This window comes from Janthinobacterium sp. CG_23.4 (genome assembly GCF_029892305.1).
GTDB classification, from domain to species: Bacteria; Pseudomonadota; Gammaproteobacteria; order Burkholderiales; family Burkholderiaceae_D; genus Janthinobacterium; species Janthinobacterium lividum_D.
In genome coordinates this window covers 1,210,392-1,228,566 of record NZ_JARXUX010000001.1, presented here as the reverse complement: position 1 = coordinate 1,228,566, position 18,175 = coordinate 1,210,392, and the positions used below count along the sequence as shown (strand labels likewise).

Genomic DNA, 18,175 nt, shown 5'->3' with positions numbered 1-18,175 from the left:
ACGCCTCATGCGTGATCTGACTACATTAATTGACGCCACCGGGCAAACGCTGGCACGCATCGCGGCGGACTTTTCGCCGGCCGTGTTCGCGTCCAGCCTGGCCGCCGAAGACATGGTGCTGACTGACTTGATTCTCAAGGCAAAGCTGCCAATCGGCATCTTTTCTCTGGAAACAGGCCGACTGCACCAGGAAACCCTGGCCGTACTCGACAAGGTCAAGGCCCGCTACGACCACGACATCATCCTGTACCGTCCACAGCCGGAAGCGGTGGCTGACTACGTGGAACAGCACGGTCTCAACGCGTTTTATGACAGCGTCGAGATGCGCCGCGCATGCTGCCACATCCGCAAGGTCGAGCCACTGGGACGCGCCCTGGCCGGCAACAAGGCCTGGATCACGGGCCAGCGCCGCGCCCAGTCCAGCACGCGCGCCGAGCTGCACGTGCAGGAAGAAGACGCCGCACATGCAATGACAAAATTCAATCCGCTGGCCGACTGGTCTGAGCAGGATGTGTGGGACTATATCCGTGCCAACGATGTGCCCTACAACGCGCTGCACGACCAGGGCTACCCATCGATCGGCTGCGAACCGTGCACGCGGGCAATACAGCCTGGTGAAGATGTACGTGCCGGGCGTTGGTGGTGGGAAAACCCGGACTCCAAGGAATGCGGCCTGCACATGGTGGACGGCAAATTGATACGCATCAAATCCGTGGCAGCCTGATCAGACACAACAGACTCAGCAGAACAAGAAAGCACACCTATGAGCAATATTTTGAACCAGCGTCATCTCGACAGCCTTGAATCTGAAGCCATCCACATCATGCGTGAAGTGGCGGCCGAATCGGCCAACCCCGCGCTGCTGTTTTCCGGCGGCAAGGATTCCGTCGTCCTGCTGCGCTTGGCCGAGAAAGCCTTCCGCCCAGGCAAATTCCCGTTTCCCCTCGTGCATATCGACACGGGCCACAACTTCCCGGAAGTCATCACTTTCCGCGACAAGAAGGTGGCTGAACTGGGCGAACGCCTGATCGTCGGCTCCGTCGAAGACTCGATACAGCGCGGCACTGTGCGCCTGCGCAACCCGGCCACGGATTCGCGCAATGCAGCGCAAGCGGTGACCTTGCTGGAAACCATCGCCGAACACAAATTTGACGCCTGCATCGGCGGTGCGCGCCGCGACGAAGAGAAGGCCCGCGCCAAGGAACGCATTTTTTCCTTCCGCGATGAATTCGGCGCCTGGGACCCGAAAGCCCAGCGTCCCGAACTGTGGGACCTGTACAACACGCGCGTGCATCCCGGTGAAAACATGCGCGTCTTCCCCATCTCGAACTGGACCGAACTGGACGTGTGGCAATACATCGCCCGCGAAAAACTGGAATTACCGCCGATCTACTTCGCCCACGAACGCCAGGTGATCGCGCGCAACGGCTTGCTGGTGCCATTGACGGACCTGACGCCGCCGCGCGAAGGCGAAACGGTGGAAACGCAAGTCGTGCGCTTCCGCACGGTGGGCGATATCTCGTGCACCTGCCCCGTGTCGTCCGACGCGGCGACAGTCGACGCCATCATCGCCGAGACGGCAATTACGCAAATCACGGAACGCGGCGCCACCCGCATGGATGACCAGACTTCCGAAGCCTCGATGGAAAAACGCAAGAAAGCAGGATATTTCTAATGAACGCAGCAAGCCAGAACACCACCTCACCCGTCAATGTCGAGCGCGGCATGTTGCGCTTTATCACGGCCGGTTCCGTCGATGACGGCAAGAGCACCCTGATCGGCCGTTTGCTGTTCGACAGCAAGGGCATCTTTGCCGACCAGCTCGACGCCATGTCGCGCTCCAAGCACAAGCGCACGGTGGGCGACACGGTCGACCTGTCGCTGCTGACGGACGGCCTGGAAGCGGAGCGCGAGCAAGGCATCACCATCGACGTGGCCTACCGCTACTTTGCCACGCCCAAGCGTAAATTCATCATCGCCGACACGCCGGGCCACGAGCAATATACGCGCAATATGGTCACGGGCGCCTCGACCGCCGATGCCGTCATCATCCTGATCGACGTGTCGAAAGTCAAACTCGGTGACGATGGCAGCGTGGAACTGTTGATCCAGACCAAACGCCATTCGACGATTGCCCATTTGCTCAAGATCGAGCATGTGGTCGTCGCCGTCAACAAGATGGACCTGGTCGACTACGATGAGACGGTGTACACGCGCATCGTCGCCGCCTACCGCGAGTTCGCCCAGTCGCTGGGCTTGAAGGACATCACGCCGATCCCGCTGTCCGCCTTGACGGGCGACAACGTCGTCGAACGCGGTGACAAGCTGGGCTGGTACACGGGCCCGACCCTGATCGAGTTGCTGGAGTCCTTGTCCGTCTACGACGAATCGCACGACACGCCGTTCCGCTTCCCGGTGCAGCTGGTGGCACGCCACAATGGCCACGAAGCAAACGACTTCCGCGGCTATATGGGGCGTATCGAAGCGGGCAAGGTCAGCATCGGCGACACGCTGCTGGTACAGCCATCGGGCCAGACGGCTAGCGTCAAGGATATCGTCACCCTGGACGGCTCGCTGCAAACTGCCGTGGTGGGCCAGTCCGTGACCTTGCTGCTCAATGAATACCTCGATATCTCGCGTGGCGACCTGCTGGCCGGAGCCGACCGTCCCGCCACCTTGCTGAAACAAGTGGTGGCCGACGTGTGCTGGCTTTCGGAAGACGCGCTGGATCTGCGCCGCAAGTACTGGATCAAGCACGGCACCAAGCAGACGGCGGCGAAAGTGACGGCGATTGATTCTATCCTCGATATCAATACGCAACAGCGCCATCCGGCTGAAGGCTTGAAGCTGAACGATATCGCCCGCATCAGCCTGAACGTGCAGCAGGCACTGGCGGCCGACGCGTATGCCGATATCCGCGCCACCGGTGCGTTTATCCTGATCGATGAAGTGACCCACCAGACCGTCGCGGCGGGCATGATTCGGCTGTAAGCGGCGTCTCGACTGAAGAAAGCAAACATGAACCACTCCACATCTCACCCCGGCAAGGTCTACCTGATCGGCGCCGGCCCCGGCGCGCAAGACTTGATGACCTTGCGCGGTGCGCGCCTGCTGGCACAGGCGGACGTCGTGCTGCACGATGCACTAGTCACCGCAGAGATGCTGGAGCTGTGCCCGCAGGCGCAAAAGGTTCTTGTTGGCAAGCGCTGCGGCCAGTTATCGACGGCGCAAGCGTTCATCAACAAGCAATTGGTGGACCATGCGCGCAAGCACGCCATCGTGGTGCGCCTGAAAGGCGGCGACCCGATGCTGTTCGGCCGCGCCGACGAAGAGCTGCGGGCGCTGGAAGAAGCGGGCATCGCTGTCGAAGTGGTGCCCGGCATTACCACTGCGCTGGCGGCGGCCGCCGCCACACAGCAGCCGCTGACCAAACGGGGCGTCTCGCGCAGCGTGGCCTTTTTCACGTCCAGCACGGCGCCGGGCGAACCGGACCAGACACGCATTCCCGACTGCGACACCTTGGTGCAATACATGGGTGGCCGCGAAGCCATCGCCACGGCGCAGCGCCTGCTGGCCCAGGGCCGGCGCGCTGACACGCCCGTGGTCGTGATTGAAAACTGCAGCCGTCCGGAACAGCGCATCGTGCGCCTGCCGCTGAGCGCCCTCGCGCATGGCTTGGGCGACACCCACGGCCCCGTGCTGGTGATGCTGGGCGATGCCATGGCCGCGCGCGCGCACCAGGGCGTCGAGGACACTGCCATTCTGGCGCGCTATGGCTGACTAAATACAGCGTATTTGAGCGACCTTGCAGTGAGCAGATGTCTGCAGAAGAAGCCTGTTGCGCCGCCTGAAAAAGCTGTGCCGGCAAGATGCAAGCGCGTAGTCATCCTGCGCGAACCCACTTTGCCTGGCTGCGCTTAGGCGTGTTCAAAAGAGGAAGGTAGCGGCAGTAGCCGCTGCAGTGTGGCGGCCACGCGCAGCAGGCGCGGGTCGTCATCGTCGGCCTCGTCGCAGGTATCGTTGATACAGAAAAACGGCAAACTGCCGAATTGCGCCAGCAGTTGTTCCAGCTGCTGCGGCGCCTCCACATCGCCGCTGGCGATATGCAGCGGGTCGAGCATGCGCGCGCGCGCCATGCCCTGATGCACCATCCAGCGCGGCACCAGATCGGGCAGCAATGCTGGCACCTGCCAGGAGCGAAACACTGTCGCGCGCACGCCGGCAAACATGGCCGGCGCCAGCGCCTCGAGCGCATGCAGCGCGCTTTTCAGCATCGGCCGCGGCGCATGCGCATACAGCTGCGGTTCATGCCGATAATCGGCGTACTGCGCCGACAGCCATTGCCGCGACAAGGTGGCGCAATTGACAGGCGCGGCCATGTCGGCGCGCAAGCACTGCACATCAGGCTGCAGCGCGCTCTCCGTAAAAACGCTCAAACGCCGGTCGCCATCTTCGCCAAACCAGAATGCGGGCACGAACGGCGCGCCGATAAAGACATCGTCATTGAGATAAAGGAAACGTTCGGACAAGCCTGGAATATGGTGCAGATACGATTCGATATGGCCGGAATCGAACACCGGCAGGGATGCGCCAGGCATCAGGCTGGCATGGTCGATCACCGTCAGGCGCGCAGAAGCACGCAGCCAGGCAGGCACCTGGCGGTCCGTCAGCAAATAGACATGACCGTGGTCGGGAAAGAAACGCTCGAGCGCGCGCAGGTTGTAGCGCAGTTCGCCGTTGTCGCGGTAGCGCCCCGCCACGTTGCCGTGCAGGGCCAACTGGCCGGGATGCGCCTGCGCCCAGTCGGCATATGCCTGCTGTCGGCGCGCATGCCAGGCCGGATCGGCGCCATCAACCCACAGATAAACGATGTCGATGCGCGTCGCTGGCATCGCGCTGGCGGCGCAGCTCAAGGGATAGCACTGGAGCATGGCGCCGCCACGCAGTAATCGGCGATGGCAGCGAGCACGCTGGCGTTCTCACCCACCGCCTCGACCACCTTCAAGCGCAGTTGCGGATGCTGCTGGCGCAGTTCTTCCACCAGGAGCGGCAAGTCGCGCAGCACATGCCCGCCCTGCCCCAGGAACACCGGCACCACCGTAACGTCCAGGGTTGCACCTGCGGGTAAGTCAGCCAGCAGGCTTGCTACCACCTCGGGCAGGCGTGGCGTCATCAATTCCAGAAAGGCCAGGTGCACGCTGGTGTCGGGCATGCGCGCCTGGGTCAAATCGCGCAAGCGCTCGAAGGGTGCGGCCCACGATGCGGCGCGCGCGCCATGTGCAAACAAAATCAGTGCCTGTTTCAAGTTCTTCTCCATCAATGCCGTTCCACCCACCACAGGGCGCCCAGCGCCAGCAGCAAATACAGGGTGCTCGGCGCCACTGCAGTCAGGAAGGCTGGCCAGGTGCTGAGCAGCCCAAGATGCGAAAAAAGGGTATTGACCAGCATGAAGCTCACGCCGATCATGATACCGATAAATATCTTCAGGCTGATGCCGCCGCTGCGCGTGTGCATGTAGGCGAACGGCAGCGCCAGCGCCATCAACACGAAGATGGCCAGGGGATCGATCAGCTTTTTCCAGAAGGCGATGCGAAAACGCTCGGTTTCCTGCTTGTTCTCGGCCAGATGGCGCGTGTACACGGCCAGTTCGCTGGCCGACATGCGCTCGGGATCCGAAGCCGACACCGTCAGGATCTTCGGCGTCACTTCGGACACCATGTCCTTGCTGGCACTATGCACGGTGCGTACCATGCTCGTTTCCTGCTCATAGTAGTTCGCCAGCTTCGGCTCGAAGTCGGGCGAGGTCGCCGCGCTGTTCGAAAACGAGGTTTCCGTCACATCGGTCAGGCGCCAGGTATTATTGCCTTGATACGTCGCCCCCTTCGCTACGGTCAAGGTACGCAAACGGAAATCGGTGTCAAATTCGTATAGCTTGACGTTTTTCAGCTGGCCGTCCGGACGCGCTTCGCCGACATTGAAAAAGCGCGAACCGGTGACGCTGCCCGTCAGGCCATCGCTCTTGACCATATCCTTGGTCCACAGGCCGGAGCGAAATTCGCTCGACACGGCCGCGCCGCGCGAAGTCAGCTTGAGGCGTTCGGCCAGTTGCTCGGTGCGCGGGGTAATCAGTTCACCGAAGATAAAGGTAATGACCACAAAGACGATAGCGATGCGTAACAGGAAACCGGCCGCCATCGCCGTTGACATGCTCGAGGCGCGCATGATGGTAAATTCGGAACTGGCGGCAAACTGCGCCATCGTGTAGATCGTGCCGATCAGTGCTGCAATCGGCATCACCTCGTACACATGCCCCGGCACCAGCACCAGCACATACAGGAATGCATACTGGATGGTGTAGCCGTTGCGGCCCACCTTGGGCAGCTCGCCCGTCAGGTCGATGAAGGCTTGCAGTGCCAGGAATGCCAGCAGCACGAACAGCACTGCCTGGAATATCGAGACCGTAAAATAGCGCTGTAAAATCTTCATTTCGATGCCGCTTTACTTGGTTTACCGGCGCGGCGCGCGCGCTTGAAGAACGCCAGCAAGACCAGCGGATGATAACGGTGATTCACATTCAGGCGCCACGCAAACAGCGCCACGACGGCCAGTGCCGCCAGCAGGTGCAGCGGCCACCAGGCCAGCCCAAATGTCAGGCGTCCCTGTTTTACGCTCGCTTCGACGACCTTGATAAGATTGTTGTAAGAAAAGAAAATCAGCAGGGCCACGATCAGGTTGGCAGAACTGCCCGCACGCGGATTGACAAAGCCCAGCGGAATGGCCAGCAAAATCAGCATCAGGCCAATCAGGGGCGCACTAACGCGCCATAGCAATTCGGCCATGGTATAGGGATTCGGATCGGCGATGAGTGCCATGGTGCTCATGGCGCGCACGCCCAGTTCCGCGCCCAGTTCCTGCTGCCGGCTCTCGATGCGCATGATGTACTGCTCGAATTCCATGGTCTGGAAGTCCCCTTGCGCCGGCACGCCCTGATAGCGGCGTCCACTCTTGAGCACCAGGAAGCGTTCACCCTTGGCGTCGGTATTGATCACGCCTTCGCGGGCGACGACGACGACGGCGCTGCCTTTTTCATCGACGGTATTGACGAAGACGTTCTGCACCACGTTCTTTTCGCCACTGACACCCTCGACGAAGAAGATGCGGTTGCTACCAGCCGATTCGCGGAACTGGCCCGGCGTGACTTTCTGCAGGTCTTCGCGCTTTTCAAAGCGCGCCACATATTCATCGCTTTTCTTTTGCGCCCACGGCGTGGCATACAGGCTCAGGATGCCGGTGACCAGCACCAGCGGCAAGCCGAAACTCAGGACCGGCCAGATCCAGCGCGACAGGCTCAGACCGGAGGCGAACCACACCACCATCTCCGACTCTTTGTAGCTGCGGGTCACGACCATCAGCACCGAAATGAAACCGGTAAGGATGATGATGGTGGGCAGTTGCATCAGGGCGGAAAAGACCATCAGCGACATGACGTCGGCCGACGCAATCTTGCCGCCCGCCGCCTTGCCGAGAATACCGATCAGCATCCAGGTGAGCAGGATGCTGAACAAAACAGTGAAGGTGGCCCCGGCAGCACTAGCCAATTCACGTCGAAGGGCGCGTTGAAAGATCATTCGGAGTTTATAATTCGGGTCAGTTAGTTGAGTAACACGTTACTAGTAAATGAAAACGGAGAACCAAATGGACTTTAGCATAAAAGCATTCGATACCAAGAGCACCCTCGGCACGGCCAAAAGCGGATGCATCGCGGTTGCGGTATTCGAAAACAAAAAACTGTCGCCTGCGGCAAAATCGCTGGACAGCAAGGGTGCAATTTCGGCTGCGCTGAAGTCCGGCGACATCAGCGGCAAGCCTGGCAGCACCCTGCTGCTGCGCGCAGTCGATGGCGTCGTCGCCGAACGTGTTCTGCTGGTAGGCATGGGCAGCGATGAAACTGTCAGCGAAAAAAGTTTCGCTATCGGTGTACAAGCGACCCTCAAGGCTTTCGCTTCGCTGGGCGCTGCGGACGCCATTATCGCATTACCGCTGACGGAAGTGAAAGAGCGTGACGTAAATTGGGCAATCCGTTGCGTGGTGCAAGCCGCACATGACAGCCAATACCGCTGCGACTCGCAAAAAAGTAAAAAAGATCCGGCGCCAGCAGGCGTGCGCAAGATCGTCCTGGCAGCGCCAGCAACGGCAGCCACGCGCGGCGCACTGACGCAGGCAATCGCCATCGCCAACGGTTCCGACCTGACGCGCAATCTGGGCGACTTGCCAGCGAATATCGCCAACCCAACCTACCTGGCCAACACGGCCAAGCAGTTGGCCAAGGATTACAAATTCGAAGTCGAAATCCTGGACCGCAAACAGCTCGAAGCGTTGAAAATGGGTAGCTTCCTGTCCGTCACCAACGGCAGCGAGCAGCCGCCGAAATTCATCGTCCTCAAGCACATGGGCGGCAAGGCCAAGGACGCGCCGGTGGTCCTGGTTGGCAAGGGCATCACCTTCGACACGGGCGGCATTTCGCTCAAGGCTGGTCCTGGCATGGATGAAATGAAGTACGACATGTGCGGCGCCGCCTCGGTACTCGGTACCTTCCGCGCCATCGGCGAAATGAATCTGAAGCTGAACGTCATCGGCGTCATCGCCGCATGCGAAAACATGCCGTCGGGCCGCGCCACCAAGCCAGGCGACGTCGTCACCTCGATGAACGGACTGACCATCGAAGTACTGAACACCGATGCCGAAGGCCGTCTGGTGCTGTGCGACGCCTTGACTTACGCCGAACGCTTCAAGCCTGCAGTCGTGGTCGATATCGCCACCCTGACGGGTGCTTGCGTCGTCGCCCTGGGCCACCACAACAGCGGCCTGTTTACGCGCAGCGATGCAGCGCATGACCAGCTGGCCAATGAACTGCTGGCAGCGGGCAAACAGTCGAGCGACACGGCATGGCGCATGCCGATCGAAGAGGAGTACAACGAGCAGCTGAAATCGAACTTCGCCGACCTGGCCAACATCGGCACGCCAGGCGGTGGTTCGGTGACGGCAGCGGCCTTCCTGGAAAACTTCACCAAGAAGTACACCTGGGCGCATCTGGACATCGCCGGCACGGCATGGAAATCGGGCGGCGCAAAAGGCGCAACCGGCCGCCCAGTACCGCTGCTGACCACGTTCCTGATCAACCGCGTCTAAGAGAAGGCCAGACCAAAGCTACTGCGCGGGGCTATTGGCGGCCGGCGATGCTCGCTGTACATGAAGTACAGCTGCGCTTCTCGGCCACCACTAGCTCCCGCTCGCTACGGTTTTGTCAGGCGTCGCTACGTAAGAAGACAGCCGCCACGGTCACTGACCTGGCGGTTTTTTTATGTGTCATTGGATCAGTAGACGACGGAATTGGGCAAGGGCGATGGCGCCACTTTCGGCTGCACCACGGCCTCCGGCACGGCGGGCGCTGGCAGCGACGCGGAAATCGCCGCGGGCGGCGGAGCCAGGCGCGCGGGGTCTTGCATGACGATGGTCAAAATCGATGGATAGTCAAAGCCCGCCCCCGTGTTGCGGTCGACGAAATAGCCAACGCCCAGGGTCAGGATGATATTGCCCCAGACGCTGCCATTGAGCTTGGGGTCGATGTGGTCATCCGTCGCAATGGCGGGCGAACCGTGCTTGCGGCAGTCGACTGTCAAAGGCTCCTGGCTCTTGCGGATGGTAATGCGCCCCGGCGTCGTGACAAACCACTTGCCGACATCGTTGCTGAGGATGCAGCCCGCGCCATTCAATTCGCGGTTATCCAGGACGGTTTGCACCAGCACCATCTGCTCGGTGTTGCCAGTCAGGGTGGCGCAGCCGCCCAACGCCAACAGCAGCAGCGTCCTGACGGCCAGGGCGGCAGACGATGGTAGGCGCATGGGAAGCTCGCTTAAGGGACAGGAATCAACGGACGGGAATCGGCTGCTCGCCAGGCACGGCGACGGCGGTAACACTGTTTTTCGGGCTACCCTCGATCAGGCGGTCGGAATACACGAGATAGACCAGCGCATTGCGCTTGCTGTCGACCATGCGCACCACGCGCACATGCTTGAAGAAGATCGAGGCGCGCTCGGTAAACACTTCCTCCTGGCGCGGCAGCTGGCCCTTGAATTGCAGCGGCCCCACCTGGCGGCAAGCCACGGACGCATCAGCCTTGTCTTCGGCCAGGCCGATGGCCCCCTTGATGCCACCGGTCTTGGCGCGCGACAGGTAGCAGCTAACGCCAGCGACACGCGGATCATCATAGGCTTCGACGACGATCTTGTGGTCAGGGCCGATCAGTTTGAACACCGTGTCGACAGAACCGATAGTTTCGGCCTGCGCCACGGCGCAGGCAAAACCCAGCACTAAAACGGCTGGCAGCAATTTACGCATGAAGATAATCCCAGGCACGCACGCACGCGGCCGTCAGTTGCCATCAGTTAATAGGAGCGAAACGCTGAACCATGACGCCTTCGACTTCGATCAGCTGAAAGAACACGTCTTTCGGCCGGGTCCAGATGGTGCCGTCCGCGGCGCGATACACGATCATCGGCGTCAGATCTGCCTCCAGCGTGGCTTCGCACACCAGTTCATAAATGCCGCCCTTGTAATGCCGATAACGCATCGTCGCCCCCTCAAGCCGTTGAATCTTCGCTCTTCTCGTCGGCCAGTGCCTTCTGCTTCATCTTCAGGCCCTGGATCACTTGCAGTATGCCTTCCATGCCGGCAGCGCCATCGGCACCGCTGAAGGCGTCGAGCACCTCATTGAGCACCTTGTTGCGCACGCTCGCTTCAGCCGAGGACATCTCCAGCGCGCGCTGGGCTTTCGCCGCCTTTTCGGCTGCGCTCACGCGCGGCTTGGCCGGCGTCTTGCCATGCGTCAGAGCTGCCTGCCAGATCACCCAGCGACGCTGAGTCTCGAAAATCAGGTACTCATCCGGTTTATCTTCTCTTCGCCGCACAATGTGGCCGTCACGCTGCGCCCACGCTTCAAATGCAGTTCGCATTTTCTTCCTTTGCAAATGCTACGCGCAAGTCTCACTATTAAAACTGCAACATTTCAAAATAGTACCATCTATTGATGTTGCAAAATAGTATCATAGATATAGTACTGCAATTTATATAACAAGTCTGGCGGCGCCAGTGACGGAATTAACACTCCGTAACGGCGCAGTGGTCATGTAATCGGAATAGCAATTACAACTAATTACAACTGCTTCCTGTTCGGTTCTCAACTTGGCTGTAACAAAGGCGTATGACACAGTTGTTACATTGTGCCATTTTAGTAGTTTTTATCGCGTTTTAGCGAGAAACTTTACACCTTTGTCGCGTTAAACGGCACGACAAAGCCCGCCACGCCAAGCACTTATGCTAAATCAAACATAAGGATTGATCAATCATACACAAAAACATAATATTCCTGCCCCACGATTGGCTAAATATAAACACTTTATGAGCACTATTTTTCCCTGTGGGAAAATAAAGTACTTGCACGACAAGCGGGGAGCAGCACGTCGACGACACGCATGCGGTAAGATTCGCGCTTATCGATACCTATTCAAGCAAGGATTTTTCCCATGAAAATTGCCACCTGGAACGTCAACTCGCTCAAAGTGCGCCTGCCGCAAGTGCTGCAGTGGCTAACAGACAACCCGGTCGACATACTCTGCTTGCAAGAGACCAAGCTCACGGATGACAAGTTCCCCGTCGCCGAGATCGAGGCGGCCGGTTACCAGGTGGTCTTCAGCGGCCAGAAAACCTATAACGGCGTAGCCATCCTGTCGAAGCTGCCGATCGCCGACGTGGTGAAAAACAATCCTCGCTATGAAGATGCGCAGCAACGCATCCTGGCCGCGACAATCGGCGGCGTGCGCGTCGTGTGCGCCTACGTGCCAAACGGCCAGAGTGTCGACTCGGACAAGTACGAATACAAGCTGGGCTGGCTGTCCGCCCTGCACGACTGGCTGGCCGAAGAAGCGCTGCTGCACCCGCAACTGGCCGTCGTGGGCGACTACAATATCGCGCCCGACGACCGCGACGTGCACGACCCTGTCGCCTGGGCTGGGCAGATACTGGTCTCGGACAAGGAACGCGCCGCCTTGCAGCGCCTGTTCGACATCGGCCTGACAGACGCTTTCCGCCTGTTCGAGCAGGCGGAAAAATCGTTCAGCTGGTGGGATTACCGCCAACTGGGCTTCCGCCTGAACAAGGGGCTGCGCATCGACCATATCCTGCTTTCGCCAGACTTGACGGCCCGCTGCACGGCCTGCGTGATCGACCGAGTGCCCCGTAAATGGGAACAGCCATCCGACCATGCACCGGTTGTGGCAACCATCGATTAAGCCATGCAGGCATCATCGAAAGTGGACCACTGTAAGTGGCAACAGCCATCCGACCATGCGCCGGTTGTGGCAACCATCGATTAAGCCATGCAGGCATCATCGAAAGTGGACCACTGTAAGTGGCAACAGCCATCCGACCATGCACCGGTTGTGGCAACCATCGATTAAGCCATGCGGGCATCATCGAAAGTGGACCACTGCAAGTGGCAACAGCCATCCGACCATGCACCGGTTGTGGCAACCATCGATTAAGCCATGCGGGCATCATCGAAAGTGGACCACTGCAAGTGGCAACAGCCTTCCGACCATGCACCCGTCATGGCCACCGTCAATTAAGCGCTGCGTCGCTCCAATAGTAGCTGCGCATCGGCTGCCGGTACGGGGGCAGAAAACAGATAGCCCTGCGCATAACGGCAGCCGTTCGCCTGCAGCAGGGCGAACTGCTCTTCCGTCTCCACGCCCTCGGCCACGGTCGATAACTGCAGGCTGTCAGCCAGCGCGATGATGGCCGCCACGATGGCGCGGTCTTCCGCGCTGTATTCCAGGTCCTTGATGAAGGCACGGTCGATCTTGACCTTTTTCACCGGGAAGCGCTTCAGGTAGGCCAGGCTGGAATAGCCAGTGCCGAAATCGTCGATCGACAGGCGCAGCCCCATGCCATTAATCTGCCGTAAAATCTCCAGCGTATGCTCGCCGTGCTGCATCAGCGCCGTCTCGGTGATCTCGAATTCCAGCAGTGCCGGATCGATGCCAGTTTCCCGCACCACCGCGCCGATGGCCGCCACCAAGCCCCTGTGCATGAACTGGCGCGGCGACAGATTCACCGCCAAGGGCACTGACTGCAAACCCTGGCACTGCCAGGCCATGCTTTGCTCGCATGCCTGGCGCATGACCCATTCGCCCACCGGCACGATCAAGCCGTTTTCCTCCAGGATGGGAATGAAGCGGTCTGGCTGCACCAGGCCGTGACCGGGGCGGCGCCAGCGCAGCAGCACTTCCATGCTATGCAGGCGGCGCGTGGCGATATCGATGATGGGCTGGTAAAACAGTTCAAACTGCTGCTGCGCCAGCGCGGTGCGCAAGCTGCTTTCCAGGTCGAAGTGCAGGGCCGCCGTCTGATTCATCGTCTGCGTGAAAAACTGGTAATTATTACGCCCATTGCCCTTGGCGTGGTACATGGCCGCGTCGGCATGGCGCATCAGGGTATCGACATCACCGCCATCGTCCGGATACATACAGATGCCGATCGACGGTGTCACGTGCAGCACATGGCCGTCGAGCGGAAAGGCGGGCATCAGCGCCTCGATGATCTTCTCGGCCATGCACGCCGCTTCGTCGGTGTCGTGGATGCCTGGCAAGAGTACGACGAATTCATCGCCGCCCAGGCGCGCCACCGTATCGCTGGCGCGTACCGCGTGGCATAGGCGGACAGCCACTTCCTTGAGCAGCAAATCGCCCGTCATGTGGCCCAGCGAATCGTTAATGGTCTTGAAACGATCCAGATCAATGAACATCACGACCAGCTTGCGCGCCGAACGCTGCGCAGCCAGCATGGCCCGTTCCAGGCGGTCCGACAGCAGCGCGCGGTTCGGCAAACCGGTCAGATTGTCGTGATAAGCCATGTGAAGCACGCGTGCCTCGGCCTGGCGCCGCTCAACGATCTCTCCTTGCAGCAGCAAATTGGCACCGGCCAGTTCGGCCGTGCGCTCCTGCACGCGCAGTTCCAGTTCGTCGCGCGCACGGCGCACCGCCTCGGCCGCCTCGCGGCGCGCCGTCACGTCGTCAACCAGCCATACTGAACGGCCATGCGCATGCGCCAGGTCAAACGGCCGGCCGGACAGGCGCGCCCAGAAGCGGCTACCATCCTTGCGCACCAGCTGGTATTCCGACATGTGCACGCGGCCCGCGCAGAAATCGCGCGCCGTCTCGCCACGCGCGGTTTCCCACGCGGCCTCGTCCGGATACAGCGCCTGCACCGACAGGCCGTTGATCTCGCCGGAGGCATAGCCGAAAAGTTCTTCCATCTTGCTGTTGGCACGCAAATTGTAGCCGCCCTCGACCATCGAAATGCCAAGCACGGCGCTATCGAGAATGGCCTGGTTTTCCAGCAGCGCATTGCGCAAGGATTCTTCGGCGCGCTTGGCTTCCGTGCGGTCCTCGATAATCCAGATGGTGCCAGCGGCGGGATCGTCCGGATTGACTACATAGGCGATCAACTGCGCCCACAAGGTGCTGCCGTCACGGCGCATCATTTCCACTTCCGTCTGGAACGGCTTGGCCAGCGACAGGAAGGGGAAGGCTGCCGCGCCCAGCAACTCGTAGGACTGCTGCGACACGTACAGCGCGCGCCCGGGCAAGCCCAGCGCCTCGTCGCCGCTGTAGCCGAACATCGCGGCAAAGCCCAGGTTATAGCGCGAGATCTGGCGGTTCTTGGTAAACAAAATACTCACCGATGCATTCGTCATGATGGCTGCCACCTCCATCTGCGCTTGGCGGCTGGCCGTGACGTCTTCAATGATCCAGATAGTGCCCTGCTCGCTGTGCGCCTGGTCGACGGCCTTGGCGCGGATGCGGCACCAGAACAGGCTGGCGTCGCGGCGGCGGAACAGCGCTTCATCCTGCTCGTACGGCAAGCCCTGTCCCAGCAGGGGCTTGGCCTGCATGCCAAACTCCTCGTAGGCGGCGGGTGAGGGAAACAGCTCGGCGGTGGATAAGCCCATCATCTCTTCCTGCGCGTAGCCGAACATTTCGGCGAAGCGGGGATTGCAGCGCAAAACCAGGCGCGAACGCGAAAACAGGATGCCGACGGACGCATTGTCGAGGATGGCCTGCTGCTCCAGCATCAGTTGGCGCGTGGCCTCCTCGGCTGCCTTCTGCGCGCTGCGGTCGTCGAACAGCCAGATCGTGTCGCGCAAGCCGCGGTCGGTCTGGCTCTCCGGGTTCAGCACGTAGCCATACGCCAGCGCCCAGAATGTGGAGCCATCGCGGCGGCGCATCTCCATCTCGCCCTGGAACGGCTGGCCGCGCCGCAGCAGTGGCGACGCCTGCCGCACCACGTTCTCATACGCCGCGCGCGACGGATACAGGTCGGCGACGGCCAGGCCCACGCCACTGTCGCCATCAAAGCCAAAGCATTCGGCAAAGCGGCGGTTGTAACGCAGCACGCCCTTGTCGCGCTGAAAACCGATCGCCAGCGGCGCGTTGTCCATCACGGCCTGCATTTCCAGCAAGGCACGGCGCAACTGGTCTTCATCGCGCCGATGGTCGCTGATATCTTCGATGATCCACACCGTGCCGTCATGCGTATTGAGAGGATCGACGGCGCGCCCGTGCAGGCGGCTCCAAAACAGCGTACCGTCCTGGCGCCGCAATTCCAGTTCGGTGCGATAGGGCTTACCTTTCGAGAGCAGCGGCGCCGCTTCCAGCCCCAGGGTGCGGCAATGCTCGGCGGAGCGGTACAGCACCGCGCCTGGCATGCCCGTCAACTGGTGACGCGCATAGCCAAGCATCTCGGCGGCGCGGATATTGCACTCCTCGATGAAGCCCCCCTTGGAAAACACGATGCCCACGGCCGCGCTTTCCAAGATGGCCTGCTGTTCCAGCAAGGTCTTGCGCAAGGCTTGCTGGTTGCGCTGCTGCACGCTGATATCGGCAAACACCAGCGTCGCGCCCGGCAAGCCTTCGCCCAGCGGCAGCGGCTTGGCCCATACCTGCACGGCGATGGCGACATCGGCTCCCTGCAGGCTGCTGTCCCAGTGCCGTTCGCGCCCGGCCACACCCAGCGCGCCACGCAGCATGCTGGTACTCGACGCGCGGTAGGCCTCGGCAAAACACTCGACAAGCAGCCGGCCAGACACATCCCTGCCCAGCAAGGCGCTCAAGGCGTCATTCACCGCCACCACCATGCCGCTGGCATCGCAGGCGCAGGCAGGCAAGGCGATCAGCTGCAAGGCCTCGGCGATGAAATCGGGACTGGTCGGTACGCGGTGCATGGACGCCATCGATGGTTAAAGGCAAAGTAAACATACGCCTGGGAAAAATTTTCAAGCGTCATGCTGCTACTAGATCATAAACCAGTTTTCGGCGGTTTTTCCATATTCATTATGGACCATATATGAAACGTCACAGGCTGTTTGCAACACGCCCGTTGCAAAGCCGTTCGATGGCAAAAAAATGAAACAAATCGTTTAAAATAAAGCATGCGCCGCCCTCCTCAACCTCCGCTCGACCAGCGCGACAAACCCGTCATCTGGACCGTCTCCGTGTCGCGTTTGTTCGACCTGTTCCGCGACATCACGCTCGAGTACGACGACCTGGCGACGATCGAACCGATCAACCTGGGCTTCGACGACGCCGTACGCCATATCCGCGAACGCATGGCCACCGAGCGCTGCGACGCCGTCATCGCGGCCGGCTCGAACGGCGCCTATCTGAAAGGAAGGCTGTCGGTACCCGTCATTATCGCCAAGGCCAGCGGCTACGACGTAATGCAGGCGCTGGCGCGCGCACGGCGCATTTCGCCGCAAATCGGCGTTATCACCTACCAGGACCCGATGCCGGAACTGGCCGAATTTGCCACCACCTTCGGCCTGCATATTGCGCAACGCACCTATGCCACCGAGGAAGACGCGCGCGCGCAGATCAACGAATTGAAGGCAGCCGGCATCAAGGCCGTCGTTGGCGCGGGCCTCGTCACCGACCTGGCCGAAGAGGCCGGACTGGCCGCCGTCTTCGTGTATTCGGCCACGGCCATCCGGCGCGCCTTCGACGATGCGCTGGAACTGGCGCGCCTGACCCAGATCGAATCGAACCGGGGCCGGCGCGCGGTAGTGGCAGACACTTTGCGCGCGCGCCATGGCCTGCATGATTTGCGCGGCGAATCGGAAGCGATGGAAGCGCTGCGCCAGTCGGTGGTGCTGTATGCCCGCTCGCCGGCGACAGTGTTGATCCAGGGCGAGACGGGTAGCGGCAAGGAACTGGTAGCGCAGGCCATCCACCGAGAAAGCCCGCGCAGCCTGGGTGCGAACCGGCCCTTCATCGCCATCAATTGCGGCGCCATCGCCGAATCCCTGCTCGAATCGGAGCTGTTCGGCCACGAGGACGGAGCGTTTACAGGCGCGCGCCGGGGCGGCCATGCAGGCCTGTTCGAGGCGGCCAACCACGGCACCCTGTTCCTCGATGAAATTGGCGAAATGCCGCTGGCCCTGCAAACGCGCTTGCTGCGCGTACTGGAAGAGCGCGAAGTGGTGCGCGTGGGCGGCACGCGGCCCATCGCCATCAGTGTGCGCATCATCAGCGCCACCCACTGCGACCTAGAGCAACGCATCCGCGAAGGTCGTTTCCGCGCCGACCTGTTCTACCGCCTGGCGGTGCTGCGCCTGCATTTGCCCGCCTTGCGCGAACGCGCCGACGACATTGCCGGCCTGGCCGAATGGTCGCTGAAAAACGCACTGGCTGCGCTGGGCGCCCGTCCGCACCCCAACCTGCACGCGGAAATCCAGGCCTGCGCGCCGCTGTTACGCCGCTACGACTGGCCCGGCAACGTGCGAGAATTGCGCAACCTGGCCGAACGCCTGGCCCTGTTCCTGGCCGCCGAACCACTGCAGGCGCTGACGCCGGCCTTCGTGCTGGGGGTCGCCCCCGAGCTGGCCCAGGCGGCCCAGGCGGCAAGCATGCCGGCCAGCGACGCCTTGCCGGCACCACCACCTGTCCGGCCCGAAAGCGCCAGCGAAGTACTGGCGCGCTTTGGCGGCCGCCGCGATGCCGCGGCCGACTACCTGGGCATCAGCCGCACGACGCTATGGCGCCGGCTGCGTACAGGCTGACGC

Annotated in this window: 15 protein-coding genes and 1 pseudogene; 7 read left to right on the top strand and 9 right to left on the bottom strand. The window is 61.1% G+C overall.

The features are described from left to right. Window positions 1-7: 7 nt before the first annotated feature. From H4V96_RS05420 to cobA, 4 genes and pseudogenes are all read left to right on the top strand, one after another. On the top strand, window positions 8-724 hold the full coding sequence (locus H4V96_RS05420) for a phosphoadenylyl-sulfate reductase (protein ID WP_196857088.1): 717 nt from the start codon (window positions 8-10) through the stop codon (window positions 722-724). A gap of 27 nt (window positions 725-751) precedes the next feature. Then, window positions 752-1,675: pseudogene (gene cysD, locus H4V96_RS05415) on the top strand (sulfate adenylyltransferase subunit CysD); the annotation flags it as partial. Beyond that, window positions 1,675-2,991 (top strand): GTP-binding protein, encoded by a 1,317-nt coding sequence (locus H4V96_RS05410; RefSeq protein ID WP_280720745.1) that lies wholly within the window; start codon window positions 1,675-1,677, stop codon window positions 2,989-2,991. The pseudogene cysD and the gene H4V96_RS05410, both read left to right, overlap by 1 nt. 27 nt (window positions 2,992-3,018) lie before the next feature. Beyond that, complete coding sequence (cobA, locus tag H4V96_RS05405) at window positions 3,019-3,780, top strand: uroporphyrinogen-III C-methyltransferase (RefSeq protein WP_196857091.1); 762 nt, start codon at window positions 3,019-3,021, stop codon at window positions 3,778-3,780. A gap of 137 nt (window positions 3,781-3,917) precedes the next feature. Here the strand turns inward: cobA and H4V96_RS05400 are convergent, their stop codons facing one another. Genes H4V96_RS05400 through lptF form a run of 4 tightly spaced genes read right to left on the bottom strand, consistent with a single transcriptional unit; the run spans window position 3,918 to window position 7,628 of the window. Then, window positions 3,918-4,931, bottom strand: a complete 1,014-nt coding sequence (locus H4V96_RS05400; protein ID WP_280720744.1) for a stealth family protein — start codon at window positions 4,929-4,931, stop codon at window positions 3,918-3,920. After that, window positions 4,910-5,317: a CbiX/SirB N-terminal domain-containing protein gene (locus tag H4V96_RS05395; RefSeq protein WP_010395980.1), complete on the bottom strand. Its 408-nt coding sequence runs from the start codon at window positions 5,315-5,317 to the stop codon at window positions 4,910-4,912. The genes H4V96_RS05400 and H4V96_RS05395 overlap by 22 nt, the downstream gene beginning before the upstream one ends. Beyond that, the gene (gene lptG, locus H4V96_RS05390; protein ID WP_196857092.1) at window positions 5,317-6,486 is read right to left on the bottom strand and encodes an LPS export ABC transporter permease LptG; all 1,170 of its coding nucleotides are present in this window, start codon (window positions 6,484-6,486) and stop codon (window positions 5,317-5,319) included. The genes H4V96_RS05395 and lptG overlap by 1 nt, the downstream gene beginning before the upstream one ends. Further along, window positions 6,483-7,628: an LPS export ABC transporter permease LptF gene (lptF, locus tag H4V96_RS05385; RefSeq protein WP_196857093.1), complete on the bottom strand. Its 1,146-nt coding sequence runs from the start codon at window positions 7,626-7,628 to the stop codon at window positions 6,483-6,485. The genes lptG and lptF overlap by 4 nt, the downstream gene beginning before the upstream one ends. Before the next feature lie 67 nt (window positions 7,629-7,695). Here lptF and H4V96_RS05380 point away from each other — a divergent pair, with 67 nt between their 5' ends. Next, entirely contained in the window at window positions 7,696-9,189 is a 1,494-nt protein-coding gene (locus H4V96_RS05380) for a leucyl aminopeptidase (protein WP_196857094.1), read from the top strand. Between the two features lie 185 nt (window positions 9,190-9,374). Here the strand turns inward: H4V96_RS05380 and H4V96_RS05375 are convergent, their stop codons facing one another. From H4V96_RS05375 to H4V96_RS05360, 4 genes are read right to left on the bottom strand one after another with little or no spacing between them, the layout of a single operon-like run. Next, entirely contained in the window at window positions 9,375-9,902 is a 528-nt protein-coding gene (locus H4V96_RS05375; RefSeq protein WP_010395972.1) for a hypothetical protein, read from the bottom strand. 25 nt (window positions 9,903-9,927) lie between these two features. After that, on the bottom strand, window positions 9,928-10,398 hold the full coding sequence (locus H4V96_RS05370; RefSeq protein WP_010395969.1) for a CreA family protein: 471 nt from the start codon (window positions 10,396-10,398) through the stop codon (window positions 9,928-9,930). A gap of 43 nt (window positions 10,399-10,441) precedes the next feature. Beyond that, window positions 10,442-10,630, bottom strand: a complete 189-nt coding sequence (locus H4V96_RS05365; protein WP_010395968.1) for a DUF1653 domain-containing protein — start codon at window positions 10,628-10,630, stop codon at window positions 10,442-10,444. Window positions 10,631-10,640: 10 nt separating this feature from the next. Further along, window positions 10,641-11,012 (bottom strand): hypothetical protein, encoded by a 372-nt coding sequence (locus H4V96_RS05360; RefSeq protein ID WP_196857095.1) that lies wholly within the window; start codon window positions 11,010-11,012, stop codon window positions 10,641-10,643. A 570-nt stretch (window positions 11,013-11,582) separates the two neighbouring features. Between H4V96_RS05360 and xth the strand changes: the two genes are divergently transcribed. Next, a complete protein-coding gene (gene xth / locus H4V96_RS05355; RefSeq protein ID WP_010395965.1) occupies window positions 11,583-12,347 on the top strand; it encodes an exodeoxyribonuclease III in 765 nt (254 codons plus the stop codon). Window positions 12,348-12,679: 332 nt separating this feature from the next. Here the strand turns inward: xth and H4V96_RS05350 are convergent, their stop codons facing one another. Next, window positions 12,680-16,339 (bottom strand): bifunctional diguanylate cyclase/phosphodiesterase, encoded by a 3,660-nt coding sequence (locus tag H4V96_RS05350; RefSeq protein WP_280720743.1) that lies wholly within the window; start codon window positions 16,337-16,339, stop codon window positions 12,680-12,682. Between the two features lie 207 nt (window positions 16,340-16,546). On the opposite strand from H4V96_RS05350, the gene prpR reads away from it, so the two are divergent. Next, complete coding sequence (gene prpR, locus H4V96_RS05345; RefSeq protein ID WP_070345571.1) at window positions 16,547-18,172, top strand: propionate catabolism operon regulatory protein PrpR; 1,626 nt, start codon at window positions 16,547-16,549, stop codon at window positions 18,170-18,172. The last annotated feature ends 3 nt before the right edge of the window (window positions 18,173-18,175 follow it).

What these genes read in the sequence shown, in the direction of transcription:
- xth (WP_010395965.1), top strand. Translation starts at nt 11,583, where the DNA reads ATGAAAATTGCCACCTGGAACGTCAACTCGCTCAAAGTGCGCCTGCCG.
- H4V96_RS05350 (WP_280720743.1), bottom strand. Translation starts at nt 16,339, where the DNA reads ATGCACCGCGTACCGACCAGTCCCGATTTCATCGCCGAGGCCTTGCAG.
- H4V96_RS05400 (WP_280720744.1), bottom strand. Translation starts at nt 4,931, where the DNA reads ATGCTCCAGTGCTATCCCTTGAGCTGCGCCGCCAGCGCGATGCCAGCG.
- prpR (WP_070345571.1), top strand. Translation starts at nt 16,547, where the DNA reads ATGCGCCGCCCTCCTCAACCTCCGCTCGACCAGCGCGACAAACCCGTC.
- H4V96_RS05420 (WP_196857088.1), top strand. Translation starts at nt 8, where the DNA reads ATGCGTGATCTGACTACATTAATTGACGCCACCGGGCAAACGCTGGCA.
- H4V96_RS05410 (WP_280720745.1), top strand. Translation starts at nt 1,675, where the DNA reads ATGAACGCAGCAAGCCAGAACACCACCTCACCCGTCAATGTCGAGCGC.
- H4V96_RS05375 (WP_010395972.1), bottom strand. Translation starts at nt 9,902, where the DNA reads ATGCGCCTACCATCGTCTGCCGCCCTGGCCGTCAGGACGCTGCTGCTG.
- H4V96_RS05395 (WP_010395980.1), bottom strand. Translation starts at nt 5,317, where the DNA reads ATGGAGAAGAACTTGAAACAGGCACTGATTTTGTTTGCACATGGCGCG.
- lptF (WP_196857093.1), bottom strand. Translation starts at nt 7,628, where the DNA reads ATGATCTTTCAACGCGCCCTTCGACGTGAATTGGCTAGTGCTGCCGGG.
- H4V96_RS05370 (WP_010395969.1), bottom strand. Translation starts at nt 10,398, where the DNA reads ATGCGTAAATTGCTGCCAGCCGTTTTAGTGCTGGGTTTTGCCTGCGCC.
- H4V96_RS05360 (WP_196857095.1), bottom strand. Translation starts at nt 11,012, where the DNA reads ATGCGAACTGCATTTGAAGCGTGGGCGCAGCGTGACGGCCACATTGTG.
- cobA (WP_196857091.1), top strand. Translation starts at nt 3,019, where the DNA reads ATGAACCACTCCACATCTCACCCCGGCAAGGTCTACCTGATCGGCGCC.
- lptG (WP_196857092.1), bottom strand. Translation starts at nt 6,486, where the DNA reads ATGAAGATTTTACAGCGCTATTTTACGGTCTCGATATTCCAGGCAGTG.
- H4V96_RS05380 (WP_196857094.1), top strand. Translation starts at nt 7,696, where the DNA reads ATGGACTTTAGCATAAAAGCATTCGATACCAAGAGCACCCTCGGCACG.
- H4V96_RS05365 (WP_010395968.1), bottom strand. Translation starts at nt 10,630, where the DNA reads ATGCGTTATCGGCATTACAAGGGCGGCATTTATGAACTGGTGTGCGAA.